Origin of the sequence: Herminiimonas fonticola, from assembly GCF_003293745.1 — a bacterium.
GTDB lineage: Bacteria > Pseudomonadota > Gammaproteobacteria > Burkholderiales > Burkholderiaceae_D > Oxalicibacterium > Oxalicibacterium fonticola.
Map to the genome: position 1 here is coordinate 111,198 of NZ_PTLZ01000001.1, position 20,802 is coordinate 131,999.

The following is a 20,802-nucleotide window of genomic DNA, read 5'->3' on the forward strand; positions in this document are numbered from 1 at the left end:
GGTCAACTTATTCGGGAAACACGCCGTCTATATAAAACCAGCGGCCATCTTCTTTGACGAAGCGGCTGATCTCATGCAAGCGCTGCGCGCGGCCGCCGCTTTTTGAGCGCGCGACAAATTCCACCGTCGCTTCGCTTTCGCCCGGCACAAACTTCTTCACTTCCAGCCCCAGCCATTTGGTCGCTGCATCATGCGCAAAATCAGTCAAAGGCGGGCGCGTAGACGCGTGCCATGTGGAATGCACGTAATGCATCAAGCCCAACACATAGGCGCTGTAACGCGAACGCATCAATGCTTCGGCATTCGATGCATCTGCGCCATCGTGGAAAGGCTTGCAGCATTGTGCGTAACTGTCTTTGCCGCCGTGATTGCCGCAAGGGCAGGCGGCGCTCGCCGCCGAATTTGGTTTTGCCATACTTTCTTTGCCTGCCGCTACCCTTTGCAATCTCAGTACGCGACGCTAATGCACCGTTTAAAATGGCGCAGGATATTCACAATGCGTTCCAACGCAGTCCAGGAAGCTATTGTAGGCGCGCCTGACTGGAATGTGAACCGTATTACCCCACCGCGAGACCTTGATGAATCTGCTTGAAGCCCAGCTGAACTACCCTTTTGACGACACCTTGCCCGACGTTGGCAGCACGTTCGAGGTCGCACCCGGCATCAAGTGGCTGCGCATGGGTTTGCCGTTTGCGCTCAATCACATCAATCTGTGGCTGTTGAAAGATACCGTCAAAGGTGAAAACGGCCCGATCACAGGCTGGACCATCGTCGATTGCGGCATCGCCAACGATGCCACGCGCGAAGCATGGGAAAAGATTTTCGCCACGCAACTGGAAGGCCTGCCCGTCGTGCGCGTCATCTGCACGCATTGCCATCCCGATCACGTCGGCCTCGCCGACTGGATCTGCAGCCGCTGGAATGTACCGCTTTGGATGACGACCGGCGAATATACCTTTGCACGCATGATGTCGGCCGCCTTGCCGGGTTCGGACGGTACAGCTATGTTCCCCTTCTTCAAACTGCACGGCCTCGCCGATCCGCAAATGCTGCAAGAGCTGGAAGGTCGCCGCAGCTATTACCCTACACTGGTACCAAGCGTGCCACTGACTTACGTTCGCATACACGACACGCAAAACTTCCGCAGAGGCGCACACACATGGCGCGTCATTACCGGCTTCGGCCACGCACCCGAACATGCATCGCTGTATTGCGAAGAATTGAATCTGCTGATCTCCGGCGACATGGTCTTGCCGCGCATCTCGACCAATGTCTCGGTCTTTGCAATAGAGCCGGAATCGAATCCGGTACAGCAATTTCTCGATTCATTATTGAAGTACAAGGATTTGCCGGACGACACGCTGATACTGCCATCACACGGCAAACCTTTCCGTGGTTTGCACACACGCATACAACAGTATGTCGATCATCACGCCGCGCGCCTGCAGGAAGTACTGGATGCCTGCGTCACGCCACAATCGGCAGCAGACATCGTGCCCATCATGTTTGTGCGCAAGCTGGATTCACATCAGTTGAGTTTTGCGCTGGGGGAAGCATTGGCGCATTTGCACAAGCTCTGGTTTGATGGAATCTTGAAGCGCGAAATTTTTTCCGATGGCACGATCAGATTTAAAACTTATTGATCACGCTTGAGAATAAAAAAAGCGCCATTGCAAATGGCGCTTTTTTCAAAAACTTAAACATTCCACAATCGATTTCTGCTTCGACTAGACAGCAATGATCGTGATCGCTTAAAAAGCCGAGAGCACGACACCACCATCCACACGCAATGCCGCACCGTTAGTAGCCGACGACGCCTCGGAAGAAATATAGACCACCATATTGGCGACTTCTTCCGGCGTCGTGAAACGTTTGATCAACGATGTAGGACGGACTTTCTCGAAGAACTCCTTCTCGAACGCCTCAATCGAATCGCCGGATAGTTTTTGAACAAAATCGGATACGCCTTCCGATTTCGTCGGGCCGGGCAACACCGAATTCACTGTCACGCCAGTTCCGGCGCAATGCTCTGCCAAGCCACGCGCAAGACTGATCTGCGCACTCTTGGTCACACCGTAATGAATCATCTCCAGCGGGATCTGTATGCCGCTCTCACTACTGATAAAGACCACGCGCCCCCAGTTCTTTTTCTTCATGCCGGCAAGATAAGCACGCGACAGACGCACACCGGACATGACGTTGACGTCAAAGAAACGTTGCCAATCTTCATCCGGAATTTCTTCAAACGATTTGGGATCGAAGATACCGAGATTGTTGATCAACACATCGACCGCGGGATACGCAGCAACCAATGCATCAATCTGGCGCGGATCGGAAAGATCACCCGCAAAGCCGAAGACCTGTGCGTTCGGGACAGCCTTGCGCAAGGTGTCCAATGCGGCATCAACCGATTGTTGTGAACGGCCATTGATAATCACCTGCGCGCCTTCACGCGCCAGCCCCGTCGCGATGGCAAAGCCAATGCCTTTGGTTGAACCGGATACCAAAGCCAGTTTATTCTTCAAGCCTAAATCCATGATGTTTTCTCCAGTTGATTGACGCAGTGATGTGGTGCAGTCTACGACAACAAGCAATTCGGCGCTGGTGCCGGCTGTGCATTCTAGATTTCCAGGTCACATGCAATGGCGTACGCATTTTTTGCCACGGCATCAACAATTTCTCGGTGTAAGCTGTTGATCCTGAATGGAAGAATTATTCGCTGGATTACATATACGCCGCACATTTGCATAAGCTTTGGTTTGATGGGGTGCTGAATCGGCTTATTGGTAGGGACGGAGTAATTAGGTTTCAAACGTATTAAGTTAATAAGTATTAATGCGCATGAATTTAACTCAAAGCTAAAAATTTAGGATATCTCGCGAATGACTACCGAACCAACAAATGCGCTTGCTAAACTCACGCATAATTTAACTACAGATGCCTCTCAACAAAAATTTATTTTAATGAAAGATTTTCTCGAACATACAGCTCCGGGAAAATTTGAAACCATAAGTTATCGGAGTTCAGCATATGGCCAAGACACTAGGCGAGTAGTTGCTCTCCCCCCTATAGAATTACACTGTGATACCTGCGAAAAACTGACGAATTACGAGCATCATTCAAATCAGTGCGATTTCATAGGCAAGCGTTCAGATAAGTTTATTACCTATACCTGTCGCAATTGCAAAAAAGCCTCAGTGACATATGCGATTCAATTCATCGTCGAAAACGAGTCGCTTACGCACATTCAGAAGTATGGGCAAAACCCAGCTTTTGGCCCGAGAACGCCAAAGAAATTTCTCGCAGCTTTGGGGAAAGAAGCTGATCTTTTTCTGAAAGGGCGCCGAGCTGAGAATCAAGCACTAGGAATTGCTGCATATGCTTATTATCGGCGTGTACTTGATGCGAAAAAGGACTTGCTATTTGATAAGGTAATCGCCGCTGCAAATGAGCTTGGTGCAGAACCTGCACTAATTCAAGAACTGACAACGGCTAAGAAAGCCACTCGATTCACAGAGGCCACTCGAACATTACGAAGTGCTATGCCTCGATCATTGTTAATCAATGGTGAGAACCCTTTGACTTTGCTTCACGACGCTCTTAGTGATGGATTACACAATCAAACTGATGTTCAATGCCTTGAAGCAGCAGGTAATGTCAGAGTCGTGCTTATACATTTTATTGAGCAACTCGATTTAGCACTTCAAAAAGATCAAGCCGTTTCAATTGCCGCAGCAGCAATTAAACGTCAAAAAAATAAACTTGAAAAACCGGAAGAACAATGAGCACAGAAGAGCTCCCCTCTATAGCGATCAGCCGATACTTGTAACTCATCACTATTCCGAGGCATGTTTTTAAAATCCGCTCTGACGCTGCCGATTTTTGCGGTGCGTGAAATGGATAAGAAATGAAAACTGTCTGAGCGCAGCGAGTTTTTTCATTTCCCATTTCAGGTGCTGCAAAATCGGGAACCCGAAGGGCAGCGGCTTCGCGGTCGCCTTCTTTTGCTTACTTTTCTTGGCGAAGCAAGAAAAGTGAGTAGCCGCCGGGCTACCCCCGGCAACTCACCACGAAGAACAACCCGAACAAATCAAAGATCCCGCTTCTTCCGCGGCGCATTAGCAAACAAAAAGTCATACAGCCAATTCGGCAGCAACCTCAACACCTTAGCCACCACTCCCATCTGCCAAGGAATCACCCGATAACTGCAACCAGCGTCAATAGTCGCAACCGCCCGCTCCGCAAACTTCTCCCCCGGCAGCAAAAACGGCATCGCATAATCATTCACCTGCGTCATAGGCGTATCGATATAGCCAGGCGCAATCGTCACAACCTTGATGCCGTCCTTTTTCAATTCCACACGCAGCGATTCGCAATAGGTCATGACTGCAGCTTTGGATGCGCTGTAGGCGCCTGCACCCGGCAAACCGCGTATGCCGGCGACGCTGCCTATGCCAACTAAGCGAGCGTCAGTTCGCCCCGCTGCGGCTTGCGCCTTCATGGTCGCGATGAAGGGTGCAAAGGTAGCGACGGTTGCGGTGACGTTGGTGGCGAAAATTTGTTCGAAGACTTGCAGGTCCTCTGCATATTCAGTCAGCGTGCCGCGCGAGATGCCAGCGTTGGCGATGACGATGTCTATCCCTTGTGCGACAGCGATGAAGTCGGCGGCGGCAGTGGCAAGTGCGGCACTGTCGTTGACGTCGAGTGCATAGACGCGATGGCGTTCTGCGTTAGGCAAGCTGGCGACGAGTTCATGCAATACTTCGCCGCGTCGTGCGACGAGACCCAATGTTGCACCTTCGCTCGCGTACTGACGCGCGAGTGCTGCGCCCAGGCCGCTGGATGCGCCGGTGATGAAGACTCGTTTTGCTTGCATGGCAACTCCAATCATTTCCAAACCAAATAAAAAGTCCGCCCTCTTGCGAGTTGCGGACTTCTTTTTTACTTGACTGCTGAAAAATTCAGCAATGGCATTTATTTAAATACGACGAATTACTTGGCCGACTTGGCTATCAGGTGATCCATCACTTGCAGAGTTGCTTCATGCAATACAGATTCCGGACGATTACCGAGGGCTGCACCGATGATGGATGGCGATGTAACGTAACGACCATCGACGGCAACCATAGGTACGCCATCAACCTTGTACGCAGCTTGCAGTTGCGCAGCGCGGCTGACTTTGGTTTGGATGCCGAAGGAGTTGTAGGTCTCGGTAAATTTCTTGATATCTACGCCTGGTTGCTTGGCGATGAAGTCGAGGATTTGTTTTTCAGTATCCAAGGTTTGGCGTTCTACATGGATCGCACGGAAGATGCGCGCGTGCATGGTGTCGACCAGACCCAATGTTTCGATCGTGTAGTAGAGCTTCTGTTGCGGGATGAAGGAATCGCGGAAGACAACCGGTACGCGTTTGAAGACGATCTTGTCAGCGTTCTTTTTTACCCATGCTTCTAGCGATGGTTCAAACGCATTGCAATGCGAGCAGGAATACCAAAAGAATTCTGTGACTTCGACTTTTTTGCCGCTGTCGGTTTGCTGCGCTTTTTCAAGCGTGCGGTAATCGGTGCCATTGACCGGTGCGGTCGGCGATGCGCCCGCGGTTGCTGCCATCAAGCTCAGGGTTGCTACGGCCAACAGGTGTTGAATAAAACGCATGGTATTCCTTTCGATTATTTTTCGACTTACTTGCCTATACGTACAACTGCAACATCGACGCCATTGTCAGACAACTTGGTGCGAACTCGGTTCATTGTTTCCAGCTGGCCGAAAGGTCCGATGCGGACGCGGTGCAGCGTGCCGGTTTCTGCCTGACGTTCGGAAACGGTAGCTTCAAAACCCATCAATGCCAGTTTGGCTTTCATGCTTTCTGCATCGGCCATTGCGCCGAATGCGCCAGCTTGCAGATAGTAGATCCATTTTTCATCTGCGCTCTCAGCCTTGGCGGCTTCCGCTTTGGCAGCCTCGACTTTTTGCTGCGCTTTTTCTTTTGCTGCCGTTGCCTTGTCGACAACTGGTGGCTTGATGGTTTCTTCAGCAACGGTAGGTGCTGGTGCGCCCGCAACCGGTTCTTTGGCCGGCGGTTTTTTGCCGTACAAAGGTTTGTTCGGATCGCTCAGCTCGTTGCTGGCAGGCGCTGCCCTATCGACTGTGCCGGCCTTGTTCGTGAACGGCAACGGCGTTTTATAAATCACCATCGCGACGCCGATTGCAATACCCAGGCCGAGAATCAGACCGATGATCAAACCGACTATCGTGCCACCTGCCTGCTTTTTACTCTTAGCCTTGCTATTCGCTTTGCTGCTGGTTTTACTATTCTTAGTCATAAATTTCCTGTTACATCCGGGTCGGTGCCGAAACACCGATCAAGGCCAGACCGTTACGTAATACTTGTCGTGTTGCATGCATCAGGGCAATGCGCGCCATCTTCAATGCGACGTCATCTACCAGCACGCGTTCTGCATTGTAGTAGCTATGCAATTCGCCTGCTAAGTCGCGCAAATAAAATGCGACTTGATGCGGGCCGAGTTCTTCCAGGGCTTTTTGCAAGGTCTCTGGATATTCGGCGAGCTTGGCGAGCAGCGATGCTTCGCGCGGTGCGGTCAATGGCGACAGATCGACATTCACCAGCGCGGCTTCATCAAAGTCAGCGCCTTCAGCTTGCTTCAGCACCGAGCAGATACGGGCGTGTGCATATTGCACGTAGTAGACCGGATTTTCGTCCGACTGCGTCAGTGCGACATCGACGTCGAACACGAACTCGGTATCGGCTTTGCGCGAGATCAGGAAGAAGCGCACGGCGTCGCGGCCGCGGGTTAAATCTCTGGTTTCGCCTTCAGCGGTTTCGCCATTCGACCATTCGATCAAATCGCGCAAGGTGACGTAGGAGCCGGCGCGTTTGGAAATTTTCACTTCCTCGCCGTTCTTCATCACGGTGACCATCTTGTGCAGCACGTAATCCGGATAGCCTTGTGGAATACCGATATCGAGCGCCTGCAAACCGGCGCGCACGCGCGCGATGGTGCCATGGTGATCGCTGCCTTGTACGTTGATCGCTTGTGTAAAGCCACGTTGCCATTTGACGGTGTGATACGCGACGTCAGGTACGAAGTAGGTGTAAGTACCGTCGGATTTCTTCATCACGCGATCTTTGTCATCGCGATAATCGGTGGTGCGCAACCACAGCGCGCCATCGAGTTCGTAGGTCTTGTCGGCCTTGATCAATGCATTGACTGTCTGCTCAACCTTGCCGTCGTTGTACAAGGACGATTCGAGATAGTAGTTATCGAACTTGACGCCGAAGGCTAGCAAATCCAGATCCTGTTCGCGGCGCAGATAAGCGACAGCGAAGGCGCGTATCGATTCGATGTCATCGATATTGCCGCTGGCAGTGACCGGCAAGCCATCACTGGCGGAAACCGTTTTCTTAGCGATGAAATCGTTGGCGATGTCCTGGATGTAGTCGCCGTTGTAAGCCGACTCAGGCCAGCCTTCAAGGCCAGGCTTCAAACCCTTGGCGCGCGCTTGTACCGAAGTGGCGAGGGTGGCGATTTGTACACCGGCATCGTTGTAATAAAACTCGCGGGTGACGGCATAACCTTGCGCGTCGAACAGCGAGGACATCGCGTCGCCCAATGCGCCCTGGCGACCGTGACCGACGTGCAACGGGCCGGTCGGGTTGGCGGAGACGAATTCGATAATGACTTTTTTATTTGCGCCCAGATTGCTTTTGCCGTATTGCGCGCCTTGCTGCAACACGGCTTTGACTACACCTTGACGTGACGCGGCGCTCAAGCGCAGGTTGATAAAACCGGGGCCGGCGATTTCAGCCGATTCGATCAGATCGCGATTAGCCGGATTGTCGAGAAGGGCGGCGACCAGCGCCTGCGCGACTTCGCGAGGATTCTTTTTGAGCGGCTTGGCAATTTGCATCGCCAGATTGCAGGCGACGTCGCCGTGCGTGGGATCGCGCGGACGCTCCAGCGTGACGGTCGGATTGAGTTCAGTGCCGGCGACCAAGGGTGCAACTGCGGCCTGGAAGATTTCGGTAAGACGTTGTTTTTGTGCTGCGAGCATGGATTTGTTTCTGACGGTGCAAGACCGCGCCTTGAATTGGAATAAACGTAGGCAGAATTATACTGGCTAGCCAGCGTTCAACCGCCCAATTTGTCGCTGCAATACGAACCTATGAAACGCGACATCTGGAAGGACTGCGGCTCCCACGGCAAACCGGAAAGTCTTTGCTCAACCGTAAAGATGTAAGTACACGCTATCGCGATTTCACCTGAATTTACCACAACAGCTATCGGTTCGCGCCTATATTCGCTGCCTTCGAAAGCATCCAGCGCGGCGACGTCCTGCGCGTCCACATCGAAGTACAGCACGCCTTCGACCGCAGCTTGCGGGCTGGCGATCATGCCGGGATAAGTGTCGTCGGCCAGCGCATAGCGTGCGTAACCTGACGCAGTGGCCGGCGCGGAGCGGTAATCGCCGCGCACGACGTGCTGCCAGATTTCCGCGAACATCAATGAACCGTAAGTGAAGATATGCATGCCTGTCTTTGTTGAAATGCCATTTGCATATGAGCGCTTATTTTAAAGTGGCGATGCGACGGCTGCATGTGGAAGCGACTTCAGGCATTCGATAGAAGTTCGACTTCGTCATCAATCAAACATCATCTGCTTGATGGTCGTTGCTAATATTCAAATGCACTGCTAATGTTCAAATGCGTTATCGATTATTACAAGCATCAAGAAAGCGTTAACAAAAATTAGAAATGCTGGAGACAGCAGACTACACGCATACCGTCGCTGTAGCACAGAATCTGCTCTGCCACTTTCATCTCGAATGTCACTGGAGAATTGCTCATGATCGAACTCATCACAGACCCGCAAATCTGGCTGGCCTTCATTACCCTGACCGCGCTGGAACTGGTACTCGGTATTGATAACATCATCTTTATTTCCATCCTGGTCGATAAACTGCCGGTCGAGCGTCGCGAGTTCGCACGCAAGCTGGGACTGTTCATCGCGATGTTCATGCGTATAGGCTTGCTGATGGTATTGGCATGGATAGTCGGTTTGGTCGAACCGCTGTTCACTGTGCTTAAGCAGGAAATCTCGGGGCGAGACTTGATCTTGATAGGCGGCGGACTCTTCCTGATATGGAAGAGCACCGGCGAAATCCATCAATCTTTGGAAGGCGAAGAAGGCCATGCATCCAGCGCGGTGCAGGCAACCTTCACTGCAGTTATTTTGCAAATCATGGTAGTCGACATGGTGTTCTCGCTGGACTCGATCATTACCGCAGTCGGCATGGTCGATCACATCGAAGTGATGGTGGCAGCGGTGATTGCTTCGGTCGGCATGATGATGCTGTTTGCCGGACCTATCGGCCGCTTTGTGTCGCGCCATCCATCGATCAAGATACTGGCGCTGGCCTTCCTGGTGGCGATTGGTGTGGTACTGATTGCCGAAGGTTTTGATTACCATGTGCCAAAAGCGACTATCTATACCGCGATGGCTTTTGCACTGGTCGTGGAGCTGATCAATATCCGCATGCGCAAAGCCAAACCTGTGCATTTACATGCGTCTTATTCGGACGATAAAAAAAGCGAATGAGAAGATAAGTAAGAGTAGTAAATGAAAAGGGGCGGCATCGAAAGATGCCGCCCCTTTTTACGTTCTTATTTAATCAGCTGCTTAATCACTTTTAGCGTAGTCCGGAAACTAGCGCGACCTTCTTTTGTGCCAGCGGTAGCGCGCCTGCAAATGCCAGATCACATTGACCAGCACATATCCAGACAATGCCGACACCACCGCGATGATGGCCAGGCCTGTCATCAATTCCGGGCCTACGGTTTGTACCCAGGCGATCAGGTTGTCATACCAGTGACTGACTTCACCTTGCTCGTTGACGACTTTATTAAACATGCCGCTATTCAGCGATACGCCAGCGGCAACTTCATTCGATCCAATAATGGCGTTACCCAGCTTGTAGGCAGCGTAATAAAGCGGTGGTACGGTAAACGGATTGGTCACGAAAGTGGCGAATGCGGCGACCGGCAAATTGACGCGCATCAGAATGGCGCCAATTGCGCCGAACAATACTTGTGCAAACGGAATCAGGATGCCGACAAACAAGCCTACTGCCAATCCGCCAGCCACGCCGCGCCGGTTGAACTGCCAGAGGAAATGGTGATGCAGGTAGCGGCTAAAAGGTTTCAGGAAACGATTTTGCTGAATACTCTCTGAGGTCGGAATATGCTTGAAGAAACGGCTGCGACGCATGTAAACACTGCTCCTGTTGCAAAACATTAAATATGCCAGAAGGCATTAAGTCAGCAAAATAAATTGATAAAAGTTGAACCCTGAATACTGATGGAATTCTCGATAAATACGCAATAGTCGAATGAAACAACCTGGCGCCTTACTACGCAGAACGCAGCGCCGCGATGGCTTCGCGATCAGTCATGAAGACATGGTCCTGCTTCAATCCCTCTATCCAGGCTGCATCTTCCAGTACGTCCCACACCTGCTTTTTGATCGCTGAAACATACAGATCGATGCCCATGCTCTTCAGCGTGATCTGCAAGGACTCCAGCGTATCGACGCCGGTTGCATCGATATCGTTGACCGAACCTACACATAATAACAAGCGTTTGATATGCGGATCGCGACTGCATTGCTCGACCACGAAATGATCCAGCGCACCGCCAGTCAAAAAATTCAGCGCAGCATCAATACGCACCACCAGCAAATCATTCGCCAGTCGCGGCAAATCGAAGCGCTGACGATCACGCAAGGTGCCGTCCGCATGTTCACTGACCTCAATGATGCGCGGCTGCATATGACGATACAGATACGACACCATCGTCAGCACGATGCCTGCCATCACGCCCCAGTGCAAACGCGGCATCGCAGCGATCGTCACAACAAAAGTCACGATCGCAATCACACCATCGTGACGCGAAATGGTGAACAGTCTTTTGAAGGCGCCAAAATCAAACAGGCTGAACACCGGCATGATGATCAATGCCGCCAATACCGAGCGCGGCACGTAATATAAAAGATCGGTGAAAAACAGCAGGCAGATCAATACGCAAATCAGCGTGAACACGGTGGCCCATGCGCTGGTTGCGCCGGCATACAAATTGAGTGCCGAGCGCGAGAAGGAGCCGCTGACCGGGAAAGCACCACTAAAACCGCTGGCTACTTTTGCCAAACCCTGACCTATCAATTCCTGATTTTCATCCCAGCGCTCGCGCCGCTTGCGTGCCAATACGCGGCAGCTCGACATCGCTTCCGTGAAGCTGATCAAGGCCAGCACCAAACCGGCCGACCAGAGTTCTCTATGGTTTTCGAACGAGATAGCCGACGGCAACACCAGCGGCGGCAAGCCGCGTGCAATTTCGCCGACCACTTCACCGCCAGCTGCCGAATAGCCAAGTGCCCAACTGAGTGCAGTCGCGAATATCGTAATGAACAACAGACTGGGAAAACTGGGGAAAAACCGCTTGCTGAGTGCGAGCAAAGCCAGCGTGCCCAAACCAAACGCGCTCGTCATCAGCATATGCGATGGATCAGCCACCACACGCTCGAACATATTGACAGGGTGCACACTGAAAATATCAACGACGCCAAACAGCGTGGGCAATTGCGACATCATGATGATGATCGCCGCCGCATTGATAAAGCCGACGATCACAGGTTGTGACACCAGATTGCTGAGGCGACCGAGACGGAATGCGCCCAGCAAAAACTGTATCGCACCGGAATAGATAGACAGCCAGATCGCCAGCGCCACCCATTGCTCGGATGCCGGCGCCGCCAGTGACGACAGCGAACCGAATACCAGCAAGCTGGATAGTGCAGCAGGACCGACTGCGAGCAAGGCAGACGAGCCCCACAACACACCGATCAAACTCGGAATCAAGGCGGCGTACAAACCGGTTGCGGCCGGCATACCGGCCAGCGTTGCATACGCAACCGCTTGCGGAATCAACACCATGCCTACGCTCAATCCTGCCCACGCATCGCTTTTCAGCGACGCCAGAGTTGGACGCGGCCAGCGCAGGAAGGGGAAGAATCGTTTGATATCGAAAGCAGAATTCATGTAAATAGAAGATCAAGGCAATGTCAGAAGCTATCGTTCCAAAACCACTGGGAAATTGTAAGTGAGCTGCAGCTAAAGCTGACCAAGATTGCTCGCAGTTTTTCTTCAGTGCAAGCTATGGATTACCGTTTTACCGCAACTTTCTCCGCGCGTACAATAAGCGCATGGATATCACCTTGCCCGAGCTGGAACAGGTCATCAATTACTGGCGCACCGAACGCCCGTCGACCGGCGAAGAACGCGCGCTATCGCCAGAAGTAAATGATCTGGCGAAGCTGTATGCGCTGATGATTTTCCATAAGCAAAAAACCACGCCGCTTGAAGCACTCGATCCCGTCTGCCGTCAATTGGTAGAAGGCTGGCGCAAGCAAGCTGCCTGAAATCTCGCCGTACCCATCACTTCGACAATCGCATCAAACCATTAAGCTGCCATATGCCGTGCCTGACGTTGCGGCAAGGCTGCATGCTCGGCTTTTTTCTCTGCCGTATGCTCCGCCTTCTTGCTCGCCTGCGCCTTCAGTTTGGTATTCGCCTGCCCCGCGTAATCGCTACGCAACACGGCCGCGACCTGCTCTTCATCCATACCGATACTGACCAGCCACTTCGCGACCAGCACGGCCAGGCGCTCCAGCGCAATCCGATTGGTCGCATCGGTCGTTGCATACAGCCAGTTCGACAGTTGCATGAAATTGGCGAAGGGCGAATCCGACATGGCCGCACCAAGTATCAGCGGTAAGGTATTCGTGAAACGTCCGGAGTTGGCAACCAGATCCCAGTAACGCGCAAAACGCACCAGCTGTTGCATCTCATTGAAAGAGATGCGATCGGTTGCGAGAATTGTGTAGGGCGGATGCGGGTCGAAGACGAGACCGTATTCTTTGGTGTGACGAATAATCGGTGTGCCGCGCAAGCGCTTCAAAATGCCGAATTGAATTTCATGCGGCTGCAGCGCGATCAGTTTGTCGAAGCCGCGTGCAAAGCTGGCGATATCTTCACCCGGCAAACCGGCAATCAAATCGACGTGCATATGTGCGTGCGAGTGTTCGCACAACCAGCGTATGTTTTCTGCAGCCTTCTCATTATTCTGTTTGCGGCTGACCAGCGCCTGCACTTCAGGGTTGAAACTCTGAATGCCGATTTCGAACTGCAGCGTCCCTGGCGGGAATTTCATGATGCCTTCCTTCAAGGCATCGGGCAGATGATCGGGCACCACTTCAAAATGCGCGAAGACCGGATCGTCAGGATTGGCCGCCAGTTTAGCTAGGAAGAAATCCATGATCTTCAAACTGGTTTTGATATTCAGGTTGAAGGTTCTATCGACAAACTTGAACAGGCGCGCACCACGTGCATGCAGAGTCTCCAGCTCGCCGAGAAAGATATCGATATCGAAAGGCCATGCAGTCTTGTCCAACGCCGATAAGCAGAACTCACATTTGAAGGGGCAGCCGCGCGATGCTTCTACATACAGCGTGCGATGTGCAATGTCTTCATCGGTGTACAACTGGTACGGCATAGTCAATTCAGACAATGGCGGCTGCACACCGGCATGCGTTTTCATCAAAGGCTTGGGGCCGTTCAAAATCTGTTTGCACAAATCGGGGAAGGTGACATCGCCCCAACCGGTGATCAGATAGTCGGCCATCTGCACGATGCTTTGTTCGTTTGATTCGTAGGAAACTTCCGGCCCGCCCAGCACAATCACGACCTCGGGGGCGACGCGCTTGAGCAGCGCGACCAGCTTGGTGGTTTCTTCCACGTTCCAGATATAGACGCCGAAACCGATGATGCGCGGTTTGTGTGAAAGTAACTTTTCGACCATATCGGTGGCGCGCGCACCGAGCACGAATTCCTGCAATTGCGTCACACTTTGCAGCTCTCCCATATTCGCCAGCAGACAGCGCAAACCCAGCGAGGCATGCGTATAACGGGCGTTGAGAGTGGAAAGCAGGATGGTCATGGCAACGACAACAGGTGGGGAAGCCATCATTCTACGCTGCCCGACCTTAAAATCATTCGGATTGGCCGCCGTCTCTTCCTATAATGGACAATTCTTTCGCGCCGCACGCGTCATTCAGCGCGATCCATTTCAAAAAGAACAATTCATGCCATCTTTATTCATGTCTTCATTATTTCGACTCACCGGATCTTGCCTGCTGATGTTTGCTGCGATGGCAAGTCATGCAGAGAACACACGCCCGGCATCACATATCGCCGAAGTCGATGCTGGCATGTGCCAGACCATGCGCGAGATGGACGTACTGCATAAAAGCGCGCCTGTCAGTTGTACACAACTGCGCGTCGTGCATTTTTCCTATCTGGGATTTGACGGCAAGGTACACGACGATGGTGCGGTGATGGTGATGGCGGCGCTGGCCGACCATGTGCAAGCGATCTTCGCCACGCTATTGCAAAGAAAATTCGCGCTCGCCGGCGCGCAATTGATGCAGCACTATCGCGGTGACGACCTGGCGGCGATGCGCGCCAACAATACCTCCGCCTTCAACGACCGCGCGATCACGAATGGCGGCGCGCACTCGCTGCACGCCTACGGTGCCGCCATCGATATCAACCCGATACAAAATCCGTTTGTGCAATTTGAAGATGCGGGCAAAGCGAGTTATTTGCCTGCCGCCGGCAGCACCTATGCAAATCGTCTCGCGGTACGTCCGGGCAAATCTACGCGCAAAGGAATGGCGGAAGAAGTGGTGGATGTGTTCGCAGAACACGGCTTTCTGATCTGGGGCGGCGACTGGGACGCACCCATCGATTACCAGCACTTCCAGATCAGTCGCTCGCTAGCCAAAAAATTAGCGGCTTTGCCGGTCGCGCAGGCGCAAGTCGTTTTCAATGACTATGTAAAAAATTACCGCAACTGCACACGAACGAAAAAAACCGCAGCAGGTCTAGCAGATAACAACATTGCAAAAGCAAACACAGTGAAAGCAAGATGCGTGAACGCCGTCGACAAGCCTTAGGACTCGTCAACCATCTGCGCGCAGCGACGTTAGGTAGGCATGTCTGTCGCGTTTTATGCAAGCTGCACTGCATGGCAGCTTGACGAACAGATCGCGAGCATGTGTACACTCGCACATCGACGACTAATCAAAGTCGCACCCATTCCGGAGATTGTTGCCCATGCTTATCAACTGCGTCGCTTATCAGGACGGTAATAAACTATCCGATATACAGATAGGCGAAATCAGCGATTACCTGAAGCGTCCAGGCTGTTTTGTCTGGGTTGCGCTGAAGGATGCAGATCCGCTTGAACTCGAACAGATGCAGGAAGAATTCAATCTGCATGAACTGGCAGTCGAAGATGCACGTAACGGTCATCAAAGACCAAAGGTAGAAGAATACGGCGACTCCTTGTTTGCCGTCGTCAAAACGGCGGAAATGGTCGGCGGCACAGTCCACATCGGCGAGCTCGATATCTTTGTCGGCCCCAACTACATTCTGTCGGTACGCAATCGCAGCGCACAGGGCTTCCTCGGCGTGCGCGCACGTTGCGAACAGGAGCCGGAACAATTACGCAAAGGCTCGGCCTTCGTCCTGTATGCCTTGATGGATGCCGTAGTCGATCGCTACTTCCCGGTAGTCGAAGCGCTGGAAACGGAGCTCGAATTGATCGAGGCAAAGATCTTCGACAAGGGCGCACAGCGCGCCAACATCGAACGGCTATACGAACTCAAACGCGAAGTCGTCATGCTCAAACATGTGGTCGCACCGCTGATGGAAGCAGTCGCCAAGCTGTATGGCGGCCGCGTACCGAATCTGTGCGAAAGCACGCGCGATTACTTCCGCGACATCGGCGATCATCTGTATCGCATCAATGCCATGGCCGATGCCTTCCGCGAAACCATCGCCACGGCAATCCAGGTCAATCTGTCCATGGTGACGATTGAAGAAAGCGAAGTGAACAAACGTCTCGCTGCCTGGGCTGCGATTTTTGCGGTGGCCACCGCCTTCTTCGGTTTGTGGGGGATGAACTTCAAGTTCATGCCTGAGCTGGAATGGAAGTATGGTTATCCGGTTTCCGTCCTGATGGTAGGCAGCGTGTGCGGCTACCTTTACTACCGCTTCAAAAAATCCGGCTGGCTGTAGATTAAGCCGATAGCGAATAAAAAACGCCGCATGATTGCGGCGTTTTTTATTAATGCTGCTTATTCCTTCGCTTATTTATTCACTACTTACTTCGTCGTGTCGCGCTTCACGTCTTCCAGCATGCTGAGCGCCAGTGCTTCCGCTACGCGTATGCCATCGATCGCCGCCGACATGATGCCGCCTGCATAACCGGCGCCTTCACCGGCAGGGAACAAGCCGCGCGTGTTGATGCTTTGCAAATCGTCGTCGTTGCGCTTGATGCTGATAGGTGAGGAGGTGCGTGTTTCCACGCCGGTCAGCACAGCATCGTTCATCGAGAAGCCCTTGATCTGCTTCTCAAACGCAGGCAATGCTTCGCGTATTGCCTCGATTACGTAGCTAGGCAACGAGGTATTCAAATCACCCAGCTTGACGCCCGGCTTGTAGGATGGAAGTACAGAGCCGAATTCAGTTGAAGGGCGGTCTGCGATGAAGTCGCCGACCAATTGGCCAGGCGCATCGTAATTGCCGCCGCCCAGCTCAAACGCGCGCTCTTCCCATTGCCTTTGAAATTCCATACCGGCCAAAGGATCGCCTGGATAATCTTTAGGCGTAATGCCGACCACGATACCGGCATTGGCATTGCGCTCGTTGCGCGAATACTGGCTCATGCCGTTAGTGACGACGCGGCCCGGCTCAGATGCAGCAGCAACCACTGTGCCACCCGGGCACATGCAAAAGCTGTAGACCGAACGACCGTTGCTGGCGTGATAAACCAGTTTGTAATCGGCTGCGCCCAGGACCGGATGGCCGGCATTCGGGCCCAAACGACAGGCGTCGATCAGCGATTGCGGATGCTCGATGCGGAAGCCGATGGAAAACGCTTTAGGTTCCAGGTAAATGCCGCGTGCATGCAGCATCTTGAAGGTATCGCGTGCGCTGTGACCGATGGCCAATACCACGTGATCAGTTGCGATATGCGAACCGTCAGCCAGCTTGAGGCCGCAGACCTTGCCGTCTGTTATCTCGATGTCATCGACCTTGCTTTCGAAACGGAATTCGCCGCCCAGCCTGACGATCTCTTCGCGCATCAGCTCGACCATCTTCACCAGACGGAAGGTACCGATGTGCGGCTTGCTGACGTACATGATTTCCGGTGGCGCATCGGCCTTCACGAATTCCATCAAGACTTTGCGGCCGTAATGCTTGGGATCTTTTACCTGGCTCCACAACTTGCCGTCGGAAAAAGTGCCGGCGCCGCCTTCACCGAATTGCACATTCGATTCCGGATTCAGTTCGCGTTTGCGCCACAGGCCGAAGGTATCCTTGGTGCGTTCACGCACTTCCTTGCCGCGTTCCAGAATGATGGGGCGAAAACCCATTTGCGCCAGAATCAGCGCAGCGAAAATACCGCAAGGCCCAAAGCCGATCACGACCGGACGCATCGCCAGATCAGCCGGTGCCTGCGCGACGAAATGGTAGCTGGTGTCGGGCGCAATGGTGACGTGGCGATTGCCCTGCAAACGCTGCGCGTGTTTATCCTGATTGCGTATCTCGACGTCCAGCGTGTAGACCATGATGATCGCGTTTTTCTTGCGCGCATCGTAACCGCGACGAAATACCGTGTAATTGATCAGCTCGTCGGCATTGATGCCGAGGCGCGCGATGATCGCAGCCAGCAAATCTTCTTCGGCATGGTCTAAAGGGAGTTGAACGTCAGTGAGTCGCAGCATGCTTGTTTCTAGCCAATCTTGTAAAAATCATCTGCCGCCAGGGTTGGGGCGGTCGACAGCGCGCTATTTTACTCCAGTCATTTTTATTCAAATAAACCTTGCTCAACACTGACCTAGCGGCCGGGAAAATTGAATGGGATAAATGACTTCGGGTGCCCTCGCTGCATTTAACAATTTCTTGCAATCCTGCTTTTCTCCAATCAGATTTGCGCTGAAATAGCGCAAGGTTTCTTCTGAGACAACGTCGCTTTATCGTCCGCGCAACGCATGCCTTCATATATGCAGTAATTAGCCTATGTTGCATTGACTCCCGGAAACTAATTGATTATGGTAAATGACGACATCGAAGTCCTGCACTGAGTTGTCGGTGTTCATCCACTCAATAAAAGAGACGTTCTTAGAACGCATAACGGAGACTGGGAAAGGAGTGCATATGAACGCAACCGCGAACAACGCACAATCTGTCACTGCAGCAAATAGCTCACTGGAATTTTTATCCTTCACGCTGGGCAAGGAAGAGTACGGCATCTCGATTCAAAAGGTACAGGAGTTGCGTGGTTACGATACCGTCACCCGCATCGCCAGCGTGCCGGAGTTTGTCAAAGGCGTCGTCAATTTGCGCGGCATCATCGTGCCTATCATCGACATGCGCATCAAGTTCAATCTGGGCACGCCGACCTACGATCAATTCACCGTCGTCGTGATCCTGAACGTCACCGACCGCGTGGTCGGCATGGTGGTCGATAGTGTGTCGGACGTCATCACCTTAACGCCCGAACAAATCAAACCCGCGCCTGACATGAACAGCACTATGACCTCCGATTATCTGGTCGGTCTGGGTACGATAGACGAACGCATGTTGATATTGATCGATATCGACAAATTGATGTCCAGCGCCGAAATGGGCCTGGCTGATCCCAGCCTCGCCTGACAACGCGCCCGCATCACAAGATTACAACGCAGATCATCCGCAAGGCTCCCGCACAACAATCAAAGATATACATCCCTGATTGCATTGATTCACATCTGTTTGTTTCGAGACTGACATGCTAAAAAATATCACCATCAAATCGCTGCTCTTGTTCGTCATGGCCATACTTTCCATCTTGCTGGTGGCAACCGGTGTCCTGGGATTGACTTCGCTGGATACAACCAACAAGTCATTGAAAACCGTGTATGAAGATCGCACTGTTCCCATAGGACAGTTGAATACCATCATCACACTGTCAACCATCAATCAACTCGATATTGCAGCATCCATCTATGGCGATCCCGGTTTGGTACTGCCCAAAATGGATGCGATTGAAAAACGCTCGCAGGAAATCAACAAGGCATTCGACGGCTACATGGCGACCACATTGACGCCGGAAGAAAAAATTCTTGCGGATAAATTTGCCGCCGATCGCAAGATCTTCCTCGACAAGGCATTGTTGCCGGCAATTGCAGCATCACGTGGCGGCAATGTGTTGCGCGTGACAGAAATCGTCAACGGCCCGATGGAAGAGTTGATCTTGCCGGTACGTGCCGGCGTCAGCGCGCTGATCGACCTGCAATTGCGTGTCGCAAAACAGGAATTCGAGGATGCGCAAAAGCGTTTCGTCATGGTGCGTAATATTTCCATCGCCACCATCATCTTTGGCGTATTGCTGGCCAGCTTCATGGCTTTCTGGCTGATACGCCTGATTGCACGCCCGCTGGCCGAAGCAGTGCAAATTGCAAAGAGTGTCGCGAGCGGCGATCTGACGCAGCAGATCCATGTGGATTCCACCAATGAGACCGGACAATTGCTGCAAGCGCTCAAGGACATGAACGAGAGTCTGGCGAACACAGTGTCTAGCGTGCGCCGCGGTACGGAAACCATCACCGTTGCTTCCGGCGAAATCGCTTCCGGCAATGCCGACCTGTCGAGCCGCACAGAATCGCAAGCCGGCTCACTGGAGGAAACCGCCAGCTCGATGGAAGAACTGACATCGACCGTACGCCAGAATGCCGACAACGCGCGACAAGCAAACCAACTGGTGGTCTCTGCATCCGAAGTCGCAGTCAAGGGCGGCAGCGTAGTCAGCGAAGTCGTCACCACCATGGGCTCGATCAAGGATAGTTCGCGCAAGATAGTCGACATCATCGGCGTCATCGACAGCATCGCCTTCCAGACCAACATCCTCGCGTTGAATGCTGCAGTAGAAGCTGCGCGTGCCGGCGAACAGGGCAGAGGTTTTGCCGTAGTGGCGAGCGAAGTGCGCAATCTGGCACAGCGTAGCGCCAGCGCCGCAAAAGAGATCAAGGCCTTGATCGATGATTCAGTGAACAAGGTAGACGTCGGCAGCAAGCTGGTCGACCAGGCCGGCAGCACGATGGATGAAATTGTCACCTCGGTCAAGCACGTGGCCGACATCATGAGCGAGATCACCTCTGCCAGCCAGGAACAAAGCGACGGTATCGAGCAAGTGAATCAAGCCATCAGCCAGATGGATGAGATGACTCAGCAGAACGCTGCGCTGGTCGAACAAGCTGCCGCCGCGGCGCAAAGCATGCAGGATCAGGCGGTCGAGTTGTCACGCGCCGTCAGCATCTTCCGCCTGAACGGCAACAGCGCTCCTCCGGCAGCTATCGCAAAGCGTGCAACACCGACTTTGACGCAGGCAAAACCAGCAGCCAGATTAACCACCACAGCGAAACCGGCTCCAGCCCAAGCTCAAAAAACCATGAGTACCGAGAAAAACGGCGACGACTGGGAAGAGTTTTAAATCGAATAACTAGCCAAGGGCCGAAGACGAATTCTTCTTCGCACCGTTCGCAAGCTTCGACGAAACACAAGATGCATGCAATCCAGTCAGCCTGGCTTGCATGCATTTTTCATTGGAGCGCTGAATTTGCG

General features: G+C 52.8%; 19 protein-coding genes. 8 read left to right on the forward strand and 11 right to left on the reverse strand.

Annotation, left to right across the window (positions count from 1 at the left end; all coding sequences use genetic code 11):
* Positions 1–7: 7 nt before the first annotated feature.
* Positions 8–415, reverse strand: coding sequence for a YchJ family protein (locus Hfont_RS00545; RefSeq protein WP_112990318.1), 408 nt, complete (start codon positions 413–415; stop codon positions 8–10).
* Between the two features lie 163 nt (positions 416–578).
* Here Hfont_RS00545 and Hfont_RS00550 point away from each other — a divergent pair, with 163 nt between their 5' ends.
* The gene (locus tag Hfont_RS00550; RefSeq protein WP_112990319.1) at positions 579–1,643 is read left to right on the forward strand and encodes an MBL fold metallo-hydrolase; all 1,065 of its coding nucleotides are present in this window, start codon (positions 579–581) and stop codon (positions 1,641–1,643) included.
* A 108-nt stretch (positions 1,644–1,751) separates the two neighbouring features.
* Here the strand turns inward: Hfont_RS00550 and Hfont_RS00555 are convergent, their stop codons facing one another.
* Entirely contained in the window at positions 1,752–2,537 is a 786-nt protein-coding gene (locus Hfont_RS00555; RefSeq protein WP_112990320.1) for an SDR family NAD(P)-dependent oxidoreductase, read from the reverse strand.
* A 345-nt stretch (positions 2,538–2,882) separates the two neighbouring features.
* Here Hfont_RS00555 and Hfont_RS00560 point away from each other — a divergent pair, with 345 nt between their 5' ends.
* A complete protein-coding gene (locus tag Hfont_RS00560) occupies positions 2,883–3,785 on the forward strand; it encodes a hypothetical protein (RefSeq protein WP_112990321.1) in 903 nt (300 codons plus the stop codon).
* Positions 3,786–4,090: 305 nt separating this feature from the next.
* On the opposite strand, the gene Hfont_RS00565 is transcribed toward Hfont_RS00560, so the two are convergent.
* From Hfont_RS00565 to Hfont_RS00585, 5 genes are all read right to left on the reverse strand, one after another.
* Positions 4,091–4,876 (reverse strand): SDR family oxidoreductase, encoded by a 786-nt coding sequence (locus tag Hfont_RS00565; protein ID WP_241522971.1) that lies wholly within the window; start codon positions 4,874–4,876, stop codon positions 4,091–4,093.
* 116 nt (positions 4,877–4,992) lie between these two features.
* Positions 4,993–5,655 carry a thiol:disulfide interchange protein DsbA/DsbL gene (locus Hfont_RS00570; RefSeq protein WP_112990323.1) on the reverse strand — a complete coding sequence of 221 codons (663 nt, stop codon included), beginning with the start codon at positions 5,653–5,655 and terminating at the stop codon, positions 4,993–4,995.
* A 26-nt stretch (positions 5,656–5,681) separates the two neighbouring features.
* Positions 5,682–6,323, reverse strand: coding sequence for an SPOR domain-containing protein (locus Hfont_RS00575; protein WP_112990324.1), 642 nt, complete (start codon positions 6,321–6,323; stop codon positions 5,682–5,684).
* A 10-nt stretch (positions 6,324–6,333) separates the two neighbouring features.
* A complete protein-coding gene (gene argS / locus Hfont_RS00580) occupies positions 6,334–8,073 on the reverse strand; it encodes an arginine--tRNA ligase (RefSeq protein WP_112990325.1) in 1,740 nt (579 codons plus the stop codon).
* Between the two features lie 77 nt (positions 8,074–8,150).
* The gene (locus Hfont_RS00585; RefSeq protein ID WP_112990326.1) at positions 8,151–8,549 is read right to left on the reverse strand and encodes a gamma-glutamylcyclotransferase family protein; all 399 of its coding nucleotides are present in this window, start codon (positions 8,547–8,549) and stop codon (positions 8,151–8,153) included.
* Between the two features lie 315 nt (positions 8,550–8,864).
* On the opposite strand from Hfont_RS00585, the gene Hfont_RS00590 reads away from it, so the two are divergent.
* A complete protein-coding gene (locus tag Hfont_RS00590; protein WP_112990327.1) occupies positions 8,865–9,617 on the forward strand; it encodes a TerC family protein in 753 nt (250 codons plus the stop codon).
* Positions 9,618–9,725: 108 nt separating this feature from the next.
* Here Hfont_RS00590 and Hfont_RS00595 read toward each other — a convergent pair whose 3' ends face one another.
* Both Hfont_RS00595 and Hfont_RS00600 read right to left on the reverse strand, forming a co-directional pair.
* A complete protein-coding gene (locus tag Hfont_RS00595; RefSeq protein WP_162845849.1) occupies positions 9,726–10,286 on the reverse strand; it encodes a DUF2062 domain-containing protein in 561 nt (186 codons plus the stop codon).
* Between the two features lie 142 nt (positions 10,287–10,428).
* Positions 10,429–12,111: a SulP family inorganic anion transporter gene (locus Hfont_RS00600; RefSeq protein ID WP_112990329.1), complete on the reverse strand. Its 1,683-nt coding sequence runs from the start codon at positions 12,109–12,111 to the stop codon at positions 10,429–10,431.
* Between the two features lie 164 nt (positions 12,112–12,275).
* Between Hfont_RS00600 and Hfont_RS00605 the strand changes: the two genes are divergently transcribed.
* Positions 12,276–12,491, forward strand: a complete 216-nt coding sequence (locus Hfont_RS00605) for a DUF3717 domain-containing protein (protein WP_112990330.1) — start codon at positions 12,276–12,278, stop codon at positions 12,489–12,491.
* Between the two features lie 41 nt (positions 12,492–12,532).
* On the opposite strand, the gene Hfont_RS00610 is transcribed toward Hfont_RS00605, so the two are convergent.
* The gene (locus tag Hfont_RS00610) at positions 12,533–14,068 is read right to left on the reverse strand and encodes a B12-binding domain-containing radical SAM protein (RefSeq protein ID WP_112990331.1); all 1,536 of its coding nucleotides are present in this window, start codon (positions 14,066–14,068) and stop codon (positions 12,533–12,535) included.
* On the opposite strand from Hfont_RS00610, the gene Hfont_RS00615 reads away from it, so the two are divergent.
* Together Hfont_RS00615 and Hfont_RS00620 are read left to right on the forward strand one after the other, a co-directional pair.
* Positions 14,067–15,086, forward strand: a complete 1,020-nt coding sequence (locus Hfont_RS00615) for a M15 family metallopeptidase (protein ID WP_241522972.1) — start codon at positions 14,067–14,069, stop codon at positions 15,084–15,086. The two genes, Hfont_RS00610 and Hfont_RS00615, sit on opposite strands and share 2 nt — an antisense overlap.
* Positions 15,087–15,246: 160 nt before the next feature.
* A complete protein-coding gene (locus tag Hfont_RS00620; RefSeq protein ID WP_112990332.1) occupies positions 15,247–16,212 on the forward strand; it encodes a magnesium and cobalt transport protein CorA in 966 nt (321 codons plus the stop codon).
* 86 nt (positions 16,213–16,298) lie between these two features.
* Here the strand turns inward: Hfont_RS00620 and Hfont_RS00625 are convergent, their stop codons facing one another.
* A complete protein-coding gene (locus Hfont_RS00625) occupies positions 16,299–17,924 on the reverse strand; it encodes an NAD(P)/FAD-dependent oxidoreductase (RefSeq protein ID WP_112990333.1) in 1,626 nt (541 codons plus the stop codon).
* 433 nt (positions 17,925–18,357) lie between these two features.
* Between Hfont_RS00625 and Hfont_RS00630 the strand changes: the two genes are divergently transcribed.
* Both Hfont_RS00630 and Hfont_RS00635 read left to right on the forward strand, forming a co-directional pair.
* The gene (locus Hfont_RS00630) at positions 18,358–18,855 is read left to right on the forward strand and encodes a chemotaxis protein CheW (RefSeq protein WP_112990334.1); all 498 of its coding nucleotides are present in this window, start codon (positions 18,358–18,360) and stop codon (positions 18,853–18,855) included.
* A 115-nt stretch (positions 18,856–18,970) separates the two neighbouring features.
* Entirely contained in the window at positions 18,971–20,671 is a 1,701-nt protein-coding gene (locus tag Hfont_RS00635) for a methyl-accepting chemotaxis protein (RefSeq protein WP_112990335.1), read from the forward strand.
* Positions 20,672–20,802: the final 131 nt, after the last annotated feature.

Excerpts from the sequence above, each read along its gene's own strand:
- Hfont_RS00625 (WP_112990333.1), bottom strand. The coding sequence starts at position 17,924 with ATGCTGCGACTCACTGACGTTCAACTCCCTTTAGACCATGCCGAAGAA.
- Hfont_RS00610 (WP_112990331.1), bottom strand. The coding sequence starts at position 14,068 with ATGACCATCCTGCTTTCCACTCTCAACGCCCGTTATACGCATGCCTCG.
- Hfont_RS00570 (WP_112990323.1), bottom strand. The coding sequence starts at position 5,655 with ATGCGTTTTATTCAACACCTGTTGGCCGTAGCAACCCTGAGCTTGATG.
- Hfont_RS00630 (WP_112990334.1), top strand. The coding sequence starts at position 18,358 with ATGAACGCAACCGCGAACAACGCACAATCTGTCACTGCAGCAAATAGC.
- Hfont_RS00565 (WP_241522971.1), bottom strand. The coding sequence starts at position 4,876 with ATGCAAGCAAAACGAGTCTTCATCACCGGCGCATCCAGCGGCCTGGGC.
- Hfont_RS00590 (WP_112990327.1), top strand. The coding sequence starts at position 8,865 with ATGATCGAACTCATCACAGACCCGCAAATCTGGCTGGCCTTCATTACC.
- Hfont_RS00635 (WP_112990335.1), top strand. The coding sequence starts at position 18,971 with ATGCTAAAAAATATCACCATCAAATCGCTGCTCTTGTTCGTCATGGCC.
- Hfont_RS00585 (WP_112990326.1), bottom strand. The coding sequence starts at position 8,549 with ATGCATATCTTCACTTACGGTTCATTGATGTTCGCGGAAATCTGGCAG.
- Hfont_RS00575 (WP_112990324.1), bottom strand. The coding sequence starts at position 6,323 with ATGACTAAGAATAGTAAAACCAGCAGCAAAGCGAATAGCAAGGCTAAG.
- Hfont_RS00545 (WP_112990318.1), bottom strand. The coding sequence starts at position 415 with ATGGCAAAACCAAATTCGGCGGCGAGCGCCGCCTGCCCTTGCGGCAAT.
- Hfont_RS00605 (WP_112990330.1), top strand. The coding sequence starts at position 12,276 with ATGGATATCACCTTGCCCGAGCTGGAACAGGTCATCAATTACTGGCGC.
- Hfont_RS00600 (WP_112990329.1), bottom strand. The coding sequence starts at position 12,111 with ATGAATTCTGCTTTCGATATCAAACGATTCTTCCCCTTCCTGCGCTGG.
- Hfont_RS00620 (WP_112990332.1), top strand. The coding sequence starts at position 15,247 with ATGCTTATCAACTGCGTCGCTTATCAGGACGGTAATAAACTATCCGAT.
- Hfont_RS00595 (WP_162845849.1), bottom strand. The coding sequence starts at position 10,286 with ATGCGTCGCAGCCGTTTCTTCAAGCATATTCCGACCTCAGAGAGTATT.
- Hfont_RS00555 (WP_112990320.1), bottom strand. The coding sequence starts at position 2,537 with ATGGATTTAGGCTTGAAGAATAAACTGGCTTTGGTATCCGGTTCAACC.
- Hfont_RS00550 (WP_112990319.1), top strand. The coding sequence starts at position 579 with ATGAATCTGCTTGAAGCCCAGCTGAACTACCCTTTTGACGACACCTTG.
- Hfont_RS00560 (WP_112990321.1), top strand. The coding sequence starts at position 2,883 with ATGACTACCGAACCAACAAATGCGCTTGCTAAACTCACGCATAATTTA.
- Hfont_RS00615 (WP_241522972.1), top strand. The coding sequence starts at position 14,067 with ATGGCAACGACAACAGGTGGGGAAGCCATCATTCTACGCTGCCCGACC.
- argS (WP_112990325.1), bottom strand. The coding sequence starts at position 8,073 with ATGCTCGCAGCACAAAAACAACGTCTTACCGAAATCTTCCAGGCCGCA.